Here is a 14555-nt window from a genome sequence, read left to right as displayed (position 1 = left end):
ATAATTCCTAAGTCACTCATTACTCAGAAACTTCCTTTCTCTGTTTCAAAATGAACGCAAATAAACTGACAATCATCATTCCCAACGTTGTTAATGCACCGCTAGTTTTCTCACCAGTTTTAGGTAAAACTTTCTCATTTCCTTCTTTGTCTTTGATCACGAGTGATCCATCTTTTTGAACCCTAGCTCCGATTGTCTCAGGCGTTACTGTTTTAGTTGATCCGTCGGCTTGCAGCACAATAGGATTCCCGTCTACGGTTGCAATTACTGTTTGATTTCCGCTTGTTAATACAGGTGCTTGGGGTGTCGGATTGGTATTTACAGGCGACGGTGTTGGATTGTTAGCTGTTTGATTTCCCTTGTTTCCATTTTGGTCACCTGGTGTCGGTGTTGGATCAGGTTTTGGATCTGGTTTTGGATCTGGCTTTGGTGTTGGTGTCGGATCAGGTTTAGGCGTCGGATCAGGATCGGGCGTTGGACTCGGATCAGGATCGGGATCAGGGTTTGGCGTTGGACCTGGATCAGGATCGGGATCAGGGTCTGGTGTTGGACCTGGATCAGGATCGGGATCAGGGTCCGGTGTTGGATTTGGATCAGGATCGGGATCAGGGTCCGGCGTAGGATTCGGATCAGGATTTGGATCAGGGTCTGGTGTTGGGTTTGGATCAGGATCGGGCGTTGGTGGAACAGAAGGATCAGTCGGATCAGTAATTTCAAATGGCACTATAGCTATCGGTTGATCCTGTTGTACTTCTGCTGCAAAACTTGTTACTCCCGACGTTCCTAGTATTAAAGTGCTAAACAAGGTTACGACTAAGATTTTTTTCATTGTATTCATCTTCCTTTTCTGAATAGATTTATGGATATTCGCTTTCTTTTGGTTCCGTAATAATCAAATATTTATACTTTGCGTCTTTGTCCTTTTTTACCGTATACGTGATCCGGACGTTTCTTTTTTGCTGATCATCTTGAACAAGCAGCACATAAGAAACCTGGTATTTGTCTCCCTTCTTTACTAACTTTTCTGCAAGAACTGATTGCACTTGCCCGTTTGTCACCTCAGACTTTTTGAACGTTTGGTTGTCTAAAAAGTTTCGGATATTTTCTTTGTTTCCCGAATAGTAGTTAGGTAAAAAAAAGCGGCTTAGTAAATCAATACCTTGCCGATCATTCTGATAATTCTCAACTTCTTCAATAGTCAATTCACTTTTACTGCTAGTAGTTTGAATGTTTGGTTTACTTGTGTCGTTAAACAAGAAAAGCAAAATCATTGCAGCAGCTGCAAACGTGTTTATCACGGTTAGCACGTTAAATAATTTCCCACGATTGGACAAAAAAGAAGCAGCGGAATTTTTTTTAAAATTCGTCTGCTTCTTCTGTGGTTGATTGGTTGTTTCTGCTGCATCAATTAAACGAGCAATTTCTTCCTCAATTTTATTGTTGATTGGCAAAGATAAAACTTGCCGCAATTGGATCTGTCTCTTTTTGTTATAGAGGGTGATCTGTACCGTACCTTGATTTCCGGAATCGAGTAATTTCTTGTTTTCCTGCTCAATTAAAGCAAGGGCTTCGTATAATTCTATTGCTTCTTGGGGAAAGGAAATCCCTTCTTGCAGCGTGAATGTCATGTACGACTTTTTTCTGTTGAACAATAGATTTTCACCTCCCTTATTAGTACCAGAATTTTTTGGGTAATCTGATTATCTCACCACTCAATTTGACTAAGACTATGCTTACACTGCCAGCTAAGATAACTGTAAAAATAACTGCCAGCATTATTACTAAAGAAATACCTATAGTTGAAAATATCGCATGCATATCATCAGTCGTATGAGGTGATAATAATTCATGAATTGAAAAACCAATCACACATATGACGCCGAGCGAGAACACTCCTAAAAAGCATGATCCTATTTTTTTGATAATTACTCCTGCAAGTGTAAAAATTAAGCCAACTAGCCAACACACAATCCCTATTAGTAAACAAGGGATTGCAATTAATACGGATATAGTACGTCTCAGACAGATCAATGAGCCAACTCCTCACTTTATTGTTGACTTGATTGTACCTGAGTATTAGCGTTTTTCAAGGCTGAATATGATTGTGTCCTTAAAAGACTTCTTAGTTCATCGGGAGACATTTTGAAGTCTTCAAGTATTGTCATCACTTGACTTGTCTCAAGAACTTCTAACTCTCCCTTTAGTTTTTTCAATTTTTGGTTATCAGCATCAATACGCTTTTGCAGCTGTTCAATTTCTGTTTTCTTTTTACTAATTCGTTCTTCAACTGTTTTTTTTGCCATACTTTCACCTACTCACTACTTAAAATTTTTTTCACTTGTTCCTGGTCGATTCCAACATACTGATTGTCACCTTTGGCAAACGTAGGGACAGACTTTAATTCGAATTTGCTTATATACTTTCGATTTGTAGGATTATTCATATTCACAAGAATAACGTTCTTGTTACTTATCCGATTAAAATAGACAATAGGAAAAACCTTCTTACAATCTGAACAATCATCACGGTAAAAGAAAATTGTCTTGTTGCTGTCAGCTGTAAGCTCAATAGAAATCGAACGATGGAATGTATAGCTCATATGAACAACTAAGCTGCTTGCTGCCGTTATAAGACTGCATACGACAATCAGGATATATTTACTTGATTTCTTCATCAAACACGCTCCTAGTTCAGCATATCGCCTGTGAAACCACTACCTAAACTTTGAATGTGGGTCAATTTCTTTTCTGCTGAATCATAAGTAATCTCGTAAAGCTCCATTCCTTTGAAAAACTCACCACTTGCATATTCACTGACATATCTACTTTCATAACGTGCAACAACGATCCCTTGGATCTGATTGTCTTTCATTTCATCATGGTAAACACTTGCTTTAGTCAATTTCGATTCATTATTCGCAGCGTCTCCGAACGTGCCCTTGTTACCAAAATAAGTCTTCATTAGATCATCAGACAAATAGTTTTTTACCTTGTCCTTGCGCTGCTCATATGTTTCAGGAGTATAGTTGTAAAGCTCTTGATACGTAGTGTTCACAATCTTCTCGAACTCTTCGTAGCCTGGTTCTTCCGACTCAATAGGATCAGCAGGCTGCAACGTTTCGTTTTCTTCCCCCTTTCTTTCCGCATTCTGTGTTACAAGCTTTGTGTATTTCCCTCGAACCTCTTTGTTTACTTGGTTTAACTCTTGATTAGATTCTGACAACTTACTGATCAGTTGCTTTTGTGAGTCAATTGTTTTTTGGAATTTGAATAATCCAAAAGCCATAGTTGCAACAAATAGAACTGCACCAAAAATAGTAATGATTTTTCGCTTGTCTAACATTTTACTACCACCTTTTTAATCTACTGGTGCCCCCTTTTTGATTGGACGTGCCAGCGTTACATCTCCACCATTCAATAGATAGCCAAATGACGTATTCACTTGTCCGTAGCTTACACTGTCCTTGCCGCCACCTTCTTCAATAATCTTTGTTTCCAATCCATGCCATTTTTCTACCAGAATAGCCGTATGACCATCGTCTGATAAGCCAGCCCCCAGGTTCACGATCACTATATCCCCTGCTTCTGCTTCACTCTCGCTAATTTGTTTCAAGTATTGCTTGCTGCCTTTCGCATCACTTGCCATCGATCCCGTGTACCACTGCATACCTGGCGGAACATTGTAACCAGCCTTATTTAGCACGAGCCATACAAAGCCAGAGCAATCCGTGCCACCGCTTTTATTAGGATTGTTTAAATCGCCTAAATCTGGCGAAGGGTGAGCTTGTACATAGTAGAACCAACCTAGCCAACCTTTCGCTACATCTAAAATTTCGCCGCCGTCGCCACCTTCACCGCAGAGAAGCGATCCTAGCTCGCCATCAGCTGCCGTTGACATAGCAGAGGACGACATAGGATCAGTATCTTTTAGTTTTGCATACCATTCGTTCGCAAATGCTAAGCGGTTCCCCATTGCTGGGACACCGGCTCTCTCGAAAAGAGTTTGCCAGGCTGCTGTCGCTTCTTCTACGTTCGTCATTTTTAAAGCTGCTACTGACGCTTTTTCAGATCCATTTAGTTCATACAGTAAGAAGTCTAACTGTAGACCTAAATCTGACCACTCTTTCCCTTTTTCCTTCGCAAAATTCTTTAGATTCGTTGTACGATCCCTCGTCCATTGAGCAATTCCGTGTCCGGATAAGGGTTTGCTACGATCTTCAATTGCTGCTGGGTCCATCTGTGATTCCTGATGAAAGTTTCCGATCATTCCGACAACGCCTTGCGGTGTAGCACCAGGAACATTAGTCATTACAAAGTCGTAAATAGCTTTTGCGTTTTCTTCCTGACTTTTTGAGGTGATATTAGTACTAGTGGCTTGCGTCTCACAATCACCTGTACCGAAACTTAAAAATGATGCTCCGGCAACAACAGTAGCAGCTAAGGCTAAGATCATCATAATTGCCGCAGCTGGTGCAGCTGCTTTAGCAACGATTAGCTTCACAGTTTGCTTAGAAGCGAGCGCTCTTGCATACGCTACTGTTCTTGTAGCTGACTGTTTGACAGTCCGTGACGTCTTCTTTAAACGAGTGATTCCCCACCTTGTTTTACGATACGCAGCAGCGCCTTTTTTAGCCCCTCGTCGTAGCTGCTTCGCTTCTCTAACACCGTTGCTATCTGACACACCCGCAGCGTCCATCATTTCATCTGTGAGAACGTCAAACGCAACGGTTGCTGTTCGATCAAGTATGCTTCTTCTACCGCTTAAACTGCTCTTTTTCCCTGCTGACCTGCTGTCGTGATCCGTTGTTTCCTTGTCTAAGTTACTTGAAGAATCATTGTCGCTTTCGGTACGCTCTCCTACGCTCTCCCTTGTTTTGTCTTTCCCTTCCTTATCTTTTTTATCCCTCTGCTGCTTCAAGCGCTCGTTTCTTTTTAACGCATCAATAGAGTTATATGTTTTCTCTCCTTTTGCCGAATCCTGATCTTGTTTCGTTCCAAGCCTTTTATCTTTTGCCCTTTTTTCGTCTTGTAACCTTCTTTGCTTATTTTTTAACGTTGTTCGGTCTTTTTCCTCACCTGTGATCAGATTGCGATTCTTGCCTTTTTTAATCCGTTTATCAGTTGAACCTTTGATCTGTTTGTTTGAATGATCTTTACTGACAATTCTTCCTTTATGTCGATCCGTTGCCTGGCTTAACAAGTAGGAGCTTTTACTCTTTTTATCCGGCGCACGTATAATTTTATCGGCATGATTTTTCACCATCTTCATCACCCCAAAATAAAAAGGAGGGAGCTAACCAGCTTCTTCCTCTTTTTGATATTTGTAGACATCATCAATTTTTGTGGACATCATTTTGTACAGCTTTGTATCTTTAGGAAAATCATCGTAGAAAGGAATTATCGCATTACCAGCGCAAAGTAAGCCTTCGCCCTCAGCTGCATTTGTAAGATATCTCTCTTGTCGAGCGGACAAATGTAACAAATCTGCTAGCCTTCTACGATCTGTTTTTGATTGATTCAACATCATGATAAAGTCACTGTTAGAAAGCATACGTTCCACATTGGCAGATAGAAGCATGGTAGCGACATTTTGTGTAATTCCCGTTGGAACAATTCCCCATTTACGGGCACGACTCCATAGTTCGAAGAAGTAGGCTTCTGCATATTCATTCGTTACGAGCAGTTGAATCTCATCAATGTATAGATAGGTTCTTTTTCCTAAACTTCTATTTCTCGTCGCCCTATTCCAAACCTGGTCTAGCACAGTCAACATACCCATCGTTTTAAGCTGCTTGCCTAAGTCCTTGATATCGAATACAACAAAACGATTATTGATGTCTACGTTTGTCTCATGAGAAAATACCGAAAGCGATCCGTCCGTGTATAATTCCAGTTGCAAAGCAAGCTGCTTCGCTTCTGGTTCCGGCTGCTCTTTCAACAAACCACTGAATACTTTAAAAGTAGGCATTTCCCCACCTCGCTCAAAGTATTCTTGATACATCAAGGAACAAACCCGATCAATTAACGATTTTTGTGTACCATTCAAGCCAAGTTTGCCACCAACTAGTAGATCACACAAGGTCAGAGCAAAATCGGTTTTCAACGACACCGGATCATCATCATCGGCATAGTTTTGATTAATATCAAACAAATTGATGTGATTTGGTGATCCTGCTGCAATACGGATAATTTCACCATTGAGTTCGTTAGCCAATATTGAGTATTCTCGCTCAGGATCAATAACAATAACTTCTGCATCCGGTTCGTTCAGCAAAATATTGACTATTTCTTTTTTTGACGCAAAGGATTTGCCACTTCCGGATTTTCCAAATATGAATCCGTTCGGGGCAGACAACATTCTACGATCCAGACTTATGATATTTTTAGTTACAGCATTGAGTCCGTAGTACTTTCCATGTTCTTGTGTCAATTCTTGAGCAGTGAAAGGAATAAAAACCGCTGTACTCGCTGTAGTTAGTGTTCGCTGAATTGGTACAAAATTTTCTCCCCAAGGCAAAATAGAATTTAAACCTTCTTCTTGCATGTAGTCCAGTTTGCCAAATTCACAGTTGTTTTTTCGTCCCGTTTGCATCACTTGCTCAATAAGATCATCAAGTACTTGCTCGTTTTCATTAGCCAACATAACCAAGAACGTGAAATTGAACAATTTTTCGTTATCTTCCTGCATCTGATCCAACAAATCCTCCGCTTCGTGTAAGCTGCGTTTAAGCTCCGGTGGAATCATTTCAGGATCATAACCCGATTTTAGTGCCTTCTTTTGTTCATCTACTTTTTGCGATTCCATATAGGTTAATTTTCTCTTGACTAATTCAAGAGCATCTAAATGATTGATTGGCTCAATGTGTACCGCAATTTCAAGACTAGAAGGGATATCAGTAATATCCGCTATCAGCTTATCAGACAATTCTGGTGGATAATTTCGCAAATAAAGAACTTGCGCATATTGATCCCCCATCATAAACCTATGCTTTTTATATTTCATATTAAAGCTGTTTGGGGCAATCGCTGAATGGGTTGTCAATTTGCTAAATAATAAATCTTCATAATCAAAATGTAATTTGGTATCTGGTCTCAGAATTTGGTTGGCTAATTCAAGACGATCAAGTCCAGTTAATTCTTTTGTTTCGCATCCCATACCTTCAAATTGACTGATCAATTCATCCTGCAACCGATTCAATGAAGCTTTAACTTGATCAAATTGATTTCCTGATTGAGTAACTGTAAAATATTTTTTCTTCTCTAAGCTGCTATTTCCAGCTGCAAGTTTATTTAGAAGAATCGTATTCATTTCTTCTCTATATTCATCATTTCCATCATTTTGAAGTTCGTACTTCATTTCTTGCTCAAATTCTTTGCGGTCTTTATTCTTATTGATGATATTAAGCTGTAGCTTAGTCTCACCATCGCAACTATTTAATAATTCACAATAAGAACTAAAGGTATTTTCCTGTTCTTCTTGTCCAGCTGTTGCATAATTTATATCTGTGAAATTAAACGTCTTGGAGTACACGCCTTCTCTAATTTCGCATAGTCCGTCTTCTAACATACGTCGATAGGCAAGTGTATGTTGACTCGTTTTGGGTGGGGCATTTCTTCGCTGCCGTATCCCTCGTTTTTTCTTTTGCTTACTAAGAACCTTTAGAACCTTCTTAGTATTTTTATCTTTTTTCAGTTTCTTTGATCCGTTCGAATCGTTTTTTGGTGTGAACATTCATACTTACCCTCTCATTCGTTTGAAAGCGTCGAATCGCTTCTTTTTTGTAATAGCGCAAAACGATTTTTGCATACTGTTCCAAATACATTCCTTTTACTTTTATGAAACCAAAAGCCATCGGCGGCATAGCAGTCAGAATAACCACATTACCTAGCGTATTAACTTCAATGCCTTTTTTGAAGTGACCAAAATATACCAAAACACCAGTTACGGAAAGAGAAACGGCGGTAGCTGCTAGTTGCCGCCACCCCATACCAGCGATAATACGCTCACGGTATTCTTTGATTTCTTTTGGTACTTTCACTTTTATTGCCATCTACTCTCCACCTCCTACATCGCATTGGTAATTGACTTCGCCCAGCGTCCGGTTGCCATTACTGCAAACACTAAAATGACACTATTTGCCAGTATGCCAATCAATGAGTTTAAAAATACCTCAGTGCCTGAACCGCCATTTGCAATATCTTTAAACACCGTAGCCAACAGGAACGGATACATTTGCATCGTTATGAATATGAGGGTTCCCTGCAAGGCACTCGCAGAAAACAGCTTTAAAAAGTTTTTCCCAATGTTCGAGAATTCATCACTCGGAAATGTTGCTATCGGAATAGGCGATACAGATAGATACGCATACATTTCAACAAACCTCATGCTGACAATTGCCTGCACAATGATGACCGATCCAATCGTGACTAGTAGCGCCATCACAAGCAAGATAAAAATTCCCATTTTTGTGGTTGTTCCTTCCTTTGCTAACGGCTTTAAAATTTCCTTCACATCAAGCGCCTTTTCAACCTGGGAACTGTCAAAATTAAGTGCTTCAATTTCTTTCGTCATATAGGTTGTGACTCCAACAATAGCCCCCATAATTACATTAATTTTGTCCATTGCAATCTTGCAAAAAGCTACTTTTATAATAGACTTCATCACCATTTCAAAACCTAAATGCGGCGATCCACCAGAAGAACTTTCAACTTTCAGTGCTATCCGTTGTAACTCATACACGATAAAAAGCGCTAAAATATTGTAACCGATGGGCTTCATGACACTATCTAATATTAAGTTTGCGTACTTATATAAAGCTGGACTAAAACCGCTTAAAGAAGCTGTTAAATGGCTATTATTGGTGCTGAAACTAATCACTTTTATAATCCAAGTGAGTAAAAATTCTAGTGCTGCATCCATTTATTTCCCTCCTGATTGGTTTTTGTATCTACAAACCAGAGATTGAAGAAAACAGTGCTGCTGCTCCCAAAATTAAGCCCCCGCCTGCAATCTGCCAAATACCTGACTGCATCTGAGGTCCGTTATGATCTTTCATACCTCCGCCAGCTACAACCGCTCCCCACAAAAGCCACAAACCGCCCCCAATCTTCGCAAACTGTGTAATTAATGCTATAATCTGATTAAATAAACCCATTCTTCTATTCCTCACTTTCGATTTCTGTAATCTCAATTGTTTCAAGTTCTTCATCAAGCAGCTGGTCGAATTCTTCGTATATTTCTAATGTTTCAACCGCTGTATTCGCTAAAAATTCATCTAGTTCTTTTTCCTGTTCGTCTGGTGAACGTAGTTGATCCTGTTCGGGGGATAAATGAGACGGATCTTCTGCCTTCGAATTTTGGTGTATACGCTCAAAAACAAATTTCCCTTTAGTATTTTCAAGTTCCTTGTATCGTCTATGTTTCGTTACATCTAATTTGTCTGAGAAAAAAGGGTTTGTCCCACGCAACATAAAAATACACTTTGAGTTGTCCAATCTTCCTACTTCATCAGGAGAAAGCAAGTCTCTACCAGTTTTTGAATGCTGCTTTGTCCACGATCCTGACTGCCCTCTTGTTTCGTTTGTATTGAGTAAGTCAATTGTTTCTTTACCTAAACGTTTAGAAATATATTCATTTGTCTTTTCCTCGTTTCCTCCTAAAAACAAAAAGGAATCGCAGTTTCCCACGATTGCTCCCCAAGTATCTTTATAAAGTTTTTTACTAATTTGAGTTAAGTCTTGCAGAATAGGTTCAATAGATATTCCCCGACTTCGAACAACTGATATCTCGGTATGAACATTAGGAATTTGACCAATATTTGCGAACTCGTCCATAATTGCCCGAACAGGCACAGGCAACATACCACCGTAGAAGTTGTCAGCTTTATTCTTCAAAATTTTAAACATCTGCTGATAAACCATGCTCACAATAAAATTGAATGGTGAGTCTGAATCCGGCAATACTAGATAAAGAATCGTTTTGGTATCTCCGAGTTTGTCTAATTCTAATGTATCAATCTTGGTTATCCGTTCTACACTTGGTACGTCAAATGGCATCATTCTTACACCTAAGCTGATCAAAATACTTTTAGCTGTTTTCCCTGCTGCTTGTTTGAAGTTTTCGTATTGTCGAACTGCAAAACAATCGCCGTGTCGTTCTTCTACATCTTTAAAGAGCAAATCAAGTCCTGACACATAGTCCTCATCATCATCTTTTACTTTGTTTCGTCTTCTCAATTCGTTAACCATCGTCATGTTTTGTTCTTCGGGACTTCCGTCCAGTAAAAGTAAATGAAAAATAGCACAAAGAAATAATCTTTGTGCGTCTTCCCAAAATTTGTCCCCACCTTTTTGATTAGGATCAGAGGTATTCGCCATTAAATTGGCTACCGTCTCAAGAATGTCATCTTCATCTTCAATATAATGAAAACAATTATACCCGTCGGTATTTATCCGATTGACTAAATCGTAGACCTTGATTTTATAACCGGCTTCTTTAAATAATTGGCCAGTGTCTCTTAAAATTGCCCCCTTAGAGTCTGTCACTACATAGCTGCTGTGCATCTGTAACAGATTAGGTATTACATAATTTCGTGTTTTACCTGATCCTGATCCACCAATCACTACCACATTATTATTACGTTCGTACTTTCTCTTTCTACCTTTCAGCTGCGTTTTTATCGTCTTGCTTTCAGTCGCGGTAAAAAGCATATTTCCATCTGCTTCTTTGTCAACGTATGGTTTAATCTCTGATTTATCCGCCCACTTAGCGCTGCCGTATTCTTCCCCGTGCCGGTAGTTTTTGTAATTCGTCAGCTGGTACATAAAGATCATGAATACCAGCAGCGCACAGGCACCGCCGAAGTAAAGAGATTGCTGCGTGAAATCGAAGTAGAAAGGTGTCGCTTTTAGACTTGGAAGCAGCTGGTTCATGGTTTCAGAAATAGCAGCAACAAAAGTATCACCATTTGTCGCTTTCAACACTCCATAGATCAGCGCTGAACGTGCAGCAATATAGAATGTTACTAATGTGACCAAGAGCGCTACAGCAAACGAAGAGAGCTTTATTTTCATCGTTCTTTACCTTTCGTTTTCGTTTTGTTTTTTGATAATTCTTTTTTGCGATCCTTATTGATTTTGTCCGCTTCTTCCTGAAACTTATCCAGCTTCTTTGTAAGTGACTCTTTTTTCTTTTCCACCTGTTGATCTTTCGGCTGCTGCGTCTCTCGTGTCCGATCAGCATCTGTTTTTTCCTTGGTAGGTGGCGTTTTTTCCTTTTCTTGATCCTGATTTTCTACTTGTTTTTGTTCCTGATTTTTATTCTTTTCTTGATCCTGATTCTTTTCTTGGTTCTGTTCCTGTGCAGCGTCTTTCGTTGGCTGCTCCTGCTCGATGGTTTTATCAGCGTTGAACTTGATCAAGACGTTTTCTAACGCAAGATTGATGATATCTCTATCCTGTGCTTTAAAGAAAACATGAGTTTTATCGGTTTCCTGATTGTGTTCGATAGCAAAATCTACCTTATACCGCTTCAATTCTGCTTTGATTGCCGCTAAATCCTCCTGATTGACATCGACGTGCTCCAGGGTTGCGTTTTGTTTCCTTAGATTTGTAAATCGTTGTTGTCCGGTGTTTTGTATTACTTTGATTCCTTTTAAGGTTGTATGAGTCGATTGTTTCGTTACAGCCATCATTGCTTTAGTGAGTAAGCGAAACATATCTTTTTCTGACCGCATGATCACTTCTACAACCTTTTCATCATTTACTGCCATATTGATCCTCCTATTATTTTTTGTTTAGACGAAGATTAGCGGTAACGTAAATCGGACGTATGAATTTTCACCCCCTTTTCTACTTCAAAGAAAAAGCCATTTTTTTGAAATACTTTATCTTTATGCCAGGTACCTCGGTTCCCATGGGCTTTAACCGGAATGCGTGTTTTATGATTGTTCATTGTTAATAAAACAATGTCTTTTACATGAAAAATTGAATCTTCTGTAACTGATTTATTTTCGGTTAGTTCAACAAATTTGTTTACGTTGATACCAATTTTTAACAGGTAGCCCTTGTTATCAAACAGCAAATTTACTGACTTCTTTTCTAATACTAAAAAAAGCGTTGTAGCTTGCTCTACCTCCATTTTTTGAATCATCTTTTCACCTCCTAACAAAAAAAAACACCCCATCAGCGCTTACTGATCGAGTGTCTTTCACATACGTATAATGATGCTTTTTATCGTTGTTTGATTCAATGTTAGTTACCGAATAGAACCTTGTGTGGGTCTAACAATTTACTTTGTGACAAACTAGTATCCTGGCACATTTCAAGGTGTAGGTGGCTGCCGGTACTATTACCGGTACTTCCAACATAACCAATTAATTGTCCTTGTTCTACTTGATCACCAGGTTTGACCAGGTATTCCGATTGGTGTGCATATAAGGTCGTCATACCGCCGTTGTGTTCAATCACAACATAATTTCCCCAGCTGTAATGATACTCTGCTTTTAAAACCGTACCGGATTTACTCGCATAAATAGGTTCGCCCTGGGCTGCTGCCATGTCTAAGCCCCTGTGGAATTCCCCACCTCTCAAACCAAAAGGACTACTAATAGCATAATTTTTTACGGGCACCGCAAAACCTGTAGCGCTGATCTCAACGCCTTCTACTGCCTTGTCGTACTCGGTTAGCTCATACGTTTCTATCAGCCCGTTTAGCTTTTGATTATATTGCGTATCTGTCGCATACCGCCCTGTTAAATAGTCGGTTGCTTCCTGATAAGTTTTTGCATTTTCCTTCCAAACACCCTGGTAAAAATGACTGTTTCCTGTCAATCCTTCTTTTAGCAAAGTAGCATAGTCATTAAAGCAATCCTCGTAGTTCTCATATACTCGGAATCCTGCTTGGGTAGCATATAGATTCCCGTTGCCTAAATCCTCCTGTGTCGCAAATGAGACGCTTTTTCCGTTGTGTGTGCCTTTAATTCCAAACAGGTTATAGTTTGGTGCCTGGGCTAATTCACTTGATCCCGAAGCAGACTCTAAAATCGCTTGTGCGATCATGACTGACGCATACAAATCTTTTTCCTGTCCTATTTTTCGTGCAGGTTCGCCAATTTTGCGAATAAAACTTTCCACCGATTCGTTTTTTTCAAAGTGAATCGAACCGTCTGCAATCACATGACTATCTGGTACCAAGCGTTCGATTGGAGCGGCGGCGGCTGCTGCTACCTCTGTTTTTGGCGCTGGTGTTTCTACCTGTGGTTCATTCGTTGGTTCTGTTGTCTGAGGGGCTGGATCATCTGCTTTAGGCTCTTCTGAACTAGCGATTGTTTGGCTGCTGCTGGTCGTTATCGTCTCACTGCTGCTTGTTGTACTTGTGCTAGTAGAGGATTCCTTAGTGGAGCTGCTAGAGCTGGTACTTGATTCACTGCTAGACATACTGCTTTCAGTGGTGCTGCTTGTTTCGCTAGTTCCCGTCGTCTTAGTGGCTTCGTTCTCTTCTGCGTGCTTTTCTACCTGTTCAATTGATTCTTTTTGTGGCTGTTCCTCTGCTAGAACATTTATAGGCAAGCTAGAGAACGCTTGGAAAGACAGCAACAAAGCGGTGATAAGCTTAGATATTTTTTTCAACTGCATTCGTCCTTTCTTGTTTTAACTAGCATGAGTGAAATCACTTATGCCTTTTATTCTTTATTGAATATTTTTTGATCACCTCGACGACTATTGTTAGAGTAATTGGTAAAATAATTATGGGCAAAAGTAGAATCAGCCAATTCTTGTGATTTAAAACTATCGGTAGCAACGTTAATCCTATTGCAAGTACTGCAAGTATTATCACTGGAATTAACCATTTTAAAAAACTATTATCCGCCAATGAATCATAAAAACTCATTGCTCCAAACAATATGATCTCAAAGATACCTAAACTGGCAACAAACAAGTAAATTATTTTTGGTTCCAGATAACCCATTAAATCCATTATTACCATTCCTTTAAGAAGATGTTTTCTTGTTAATTAATGTCACGATACTTCCTTCAACTGGCAGCTGCTGATCAATAATCTTAATTAGATTATGATCCCCCCGATAGAGATTTATTTAGCTGTAGCTAAACAAAAGATATTCACTTTCTGCTCCTATCACAATCGCTTCTAAATATTTCTTCATTTTTTGGTCAAACTCATTGTCACAACTTAAATTACTTGCTAATAGAGAAATATTTTCTTTTGACTGGAAACCGTCGTATAAATCTAAGCCTAAAGCCACCACATCTTTAGAGAATAATGCTTTATTTTTTTCCAAGTCTCTATTCAAGCTAATAAGACTAAAAAAATATTCTATCTCTTCAAAATGAGATGACGGAATCTCTATACTCGCAATATAATCTGTATGAACTTGTTCGCTATCATAGGCTGCTATAACCATACTCATATATTTTTTCCTTTCTAATTAGTGTTCTATACTTTAGTGTCCTTAAAGGCTCCTACAAAACTTCGCAAACAGACAATTTGATAGAATGAATTAGTCTATGCTCGTTTTTAACTCTTCATCGGCTGGT

At 39.3% G+C, this 14555-nt stretch carries 16 protein-coding genes; all 16 read right to left on the bottom strand.

All coding sequences use genetic code 11. From position 1 onward, the window contains the following. Positions 1-19 precede the first annotated feature (19 nt). On the bottom strand, positions 20-829 hold the full coding sequence (locus I588_RS26660) for an LPXTG cell wall anchor domain-containing protein (RefSeq protein ID WP_010760216.1): 810 nt from the start codon (positions 827-829) through the stop codon (positions 20-22). Between the two features lie 28 nt (positions 830-857). Then, positions 858-1652 carry a hypothetical protein gene (locus I588_RS26075; protein ID WP_010760217.1) on the bottom strand — a complete coding sequence of 265 codons (795 nt, stop codon included), beginning with the start codon at positions 1650-1652 and terminating at the stop codon, positions 858-860. Positions 1653-2048: 396 nt separating this feature from the next. Further along, entirely contained in the window at positions 2049-2303 is a 255-nt protein-coding gene (locus I588_RS26065) for a DUF4315 family protein (RefSeq protein WP_010760219.1), read from the bottom strand. An 8-nt stretch (positions 2304-2311) separates the two neighbouring features. Beyond that, positions 2312-2674: a thioredoxin domain-containing protein gene (locus I588_RS26060; protein WP_010760220.1), complete on the bottom strand. Its 363-nt coding sequence runs from the start codon at positions 2672-2674 to the stop codon at positions 2312-2314. A gap of 11 nt (positions 2675-2685) precedes the next feature. Then, positions 2686-3342, bottom strand: coding sequence for a hypothetical protein (locus I588_RS26055; RefSeq protein ID WP_010760221.1), 657 nt, complete (start codon positions 3340-3342; stop codon positions 2686-2688). Positions 3343-3357: 15 nt separating this feature from the next. Next, on the bottom strand, positions 3358-4500 hold the full coding sequence (locus I588_RS28270) for a phage tail tip lysozyme (RefSeq protein WP_428829820.1): 1143 nt from the start codon (positions 4498-4500) through the stop codon (positions 3358-3360). Positions 4501-5292: 792 nt separating this feature from the next. Beyond that, the gene (locus I588_RS26045; RefSeq protein ID WP_010760223.1) at positions 5293-7731 is read right to left on the bottom strand and encodes a VirB4-like conjugal transfer ATPase, CD1110 family; all 2439 of its coding nucleotides are present in this window, start codon (positions 7729-7731) and stop codon (positions 5293-5295) included. Continuing rightward, complete coding sequence (locus I588_RS26040; protein ID WP_010760224.1) at positions 7679-8050, bottom strand: PrgI family protein; 372 nt, start codon at positions 8048-8050, stop codon at positions 7679-7681. The genes I588_RS26045 and I588_RS26040 overlap by 53 nt, the downstream gene beginning before the upstream one ends. 14 nt (positions 8051-8064) lie before the next feature. Beyond that, entirely contained in the window at positions 8065-8919 is an 855-nt protein-coding gene (locus I588_RS26035; RefSeq protein WP_010760225.1) for a VirB6/TrbL-like conjugal transfer protein, CD1112 family, read from the bottom strand. Between the two features lie 28 nt (positions 8920-8947). After that, positions 8948-9154 (bottom strand): hypothetical protein, encoded by a 207-nt coding sequence (locus tag I588_RS26030; protein WP_016250100.1) that lies wholly within the window; start codon positions 9152-9154, stop codon positions 8948-8950. A 4-nt stretch (positions 9155-9158) separates the two neighbouring features. After that, positions 9159-11072 carry a VirD4-like conjugal transfer protein, CD1115 family gene (locus I588_RS26025; RefSeq protein ID WP_010760123.1) on the bottom strand — a complete coding sequence of 638 codons (1914 nt, stop codon included), beginning with the start codon at positions 11070-11072 and terminating at the stop codon, positions 9159-9161. Further along, positions 11069-11770 carry a DUF3801 domain-containing protein gene (locus tag I588_RS26020; protein ID WP_010760124.1) on the bottom strand — a complete coding sequence of 234 codons (702 nt, stop codon included), beginning with the start codon at positions 11768-11770 and terminating at the stop codon, positions 11069-11071. The genes I588_RS26025 and I588_RS26020 overlap by 4 nt, the downstream gene beginning before the upstream one ends. A gap of 35 nt (positions 11771-11805) precedes the next feature. After that, positions 11806-12150 (bottom strand): hypothetical protein, encoded by a 345-nt coding sequence (locus tag I588_RS26015; RefSeq protein ID WP_010760125.1) that lies wholly within the window; start codon positions 12148-12150, stop codon positions 11806-11808. A 101-nt stretch (positions 12151-12251) separates the two neighbouring features. Then, a complete protein-coding gene (locus I588_RS26010) occupies positions 12252-13628 on the bottom strand; it encodes a peptidoglycan DD-metalloendopeptidase family protein (RefSeq protein ID WP_010760126.1) in 1377 nt (458 codons plus the stop codon). A 40-nt stretch (positions 13629-13668) separates the two neighbouring features. Further along, on the bottom strand, positions 13669-13977 hold the full coding sequence (locus I588_RS26005) for a hypothetical protein (RefSeq protein WP_010760127.1): 309 nt from the start codon (positions 13975-13977) through the stop codon (positions 13669-13671). A gap of 118 nt (positions 13978-14095) precedes the next feature. Beyond that, complete coding sequence (locus I588_RS26000; RefSeq protein WP_010760128.1) at positions 14096-14428, bottom strand: hypothetical protein; 333 nt, start codon at positions 14426-14428, stop codon at positions 14096-14098. Positions 14429-14555 lie beyond the last annotated feature (127 nt).

The organism is Enterococcus pallens ATCC BAA-351, assembly GCF_000407485.1.
GTDB lineage: Bacteria > Bacillota > Bacilli > Lactobacillales > Enterococcaceae > Enterococcus_A > Enterococcus_A pallens.
The sequence above is the reverse complement of the archived record's forward strand: the minus strand, read 5'-3'. Positions and strand labels throughout refer to the sequence as shown.

Bases quoted from the DNA above. Each gene is read 5' to 3' on its own strand.
- I588_RS26660 (WP_010760216.1), bottom strand. From the start codon at position 829: ATGAAAAAAATCTTAGTCGTAACCTTGTTTAGCACTTTAATACTAGGA.
- I588_RS26065 (WP_010760219.1), bottom strand. From the start codon at position 2,303: ATGGCAAAAAAAACAGTTGAAGAACGAATTAGTAAAAAGAAAACAGAA.
- I588_RS26060 (WP_010760220.1), bottom strand. From the start codon at position 2,674: ATGAAGAAATCAAGTAAATATATCCTGATTGTCGTATGCAGTCTTATA.
- I588_RS26055 (WP_010760221.1), bottom strand. From the start codon at position 3,342: ATGTTAGACAAGCGAAAAATCATTACTATTTTTGGTGCAGTTCTATTT.
- I588_RS26045 (WP_010760223.1), bottom strand. From the start codon at position 7,731: ATGTTCACACCAAAAAACGATTCGAACGGATCAAAGAAACTGAAAAAA.
- I588_RS26040 (WP_010760224.1), bottom strand. From the start codon at position 8,050: ATGGCAATAAAAGTGAAAGTACCAAAAGAAATCAAAGAATACCGTGAG.
- I588_RS26035 (WP_010760225.1), bottom strand. From the start codon at position 8,919: ATGGATGCAGCACTAGAATTTTTACTCACTTGGATTATAAAAGTGATT.
- I588_RS26030 (WP_016250100.1), bottom strand. From the start codon at position 9,154: ATGGGTTTATTTAATCAGATTATAGCATTAATTACACAGTTTGCGAAG.
- I588_RS26025 (WP_010760123.1), bottom strand. From the start codon at position 11,072: ATGAAAATAAAGCTCTCTTCGTTTGCTGTAGCGCTCTTGGTCACATTA.
- I588_RS26020 (WP_010760124.1), bottom strand. From the start codon at position 11,770: ATGGCAGTAAATGATGAAAAGGTTGTAGAAGTGATCATGCGGTCAGAA.
- I588_RS26015 (WP_010760125.1), bottom strand. From the start codon at position 12,150: ATGATTCAAAAAATGGAGGTAGAGCAAGCTACAACGCTTTTTTTAGTA.
- I588_RS26005 (WP_010760127.1), bottom strand. From the start codon at position 13,977: ATGGATTTAATGGGTTATCTGGAACCAAAAATAATTTACTTGTTTGTT.
- I588_RS26000 (WP_010760128.1), bottom strand. From the start codon at position 14,428: ATGAGTATGGTTATAGCAGCCTATGATAGCGAACAAGTTCATACAGAT.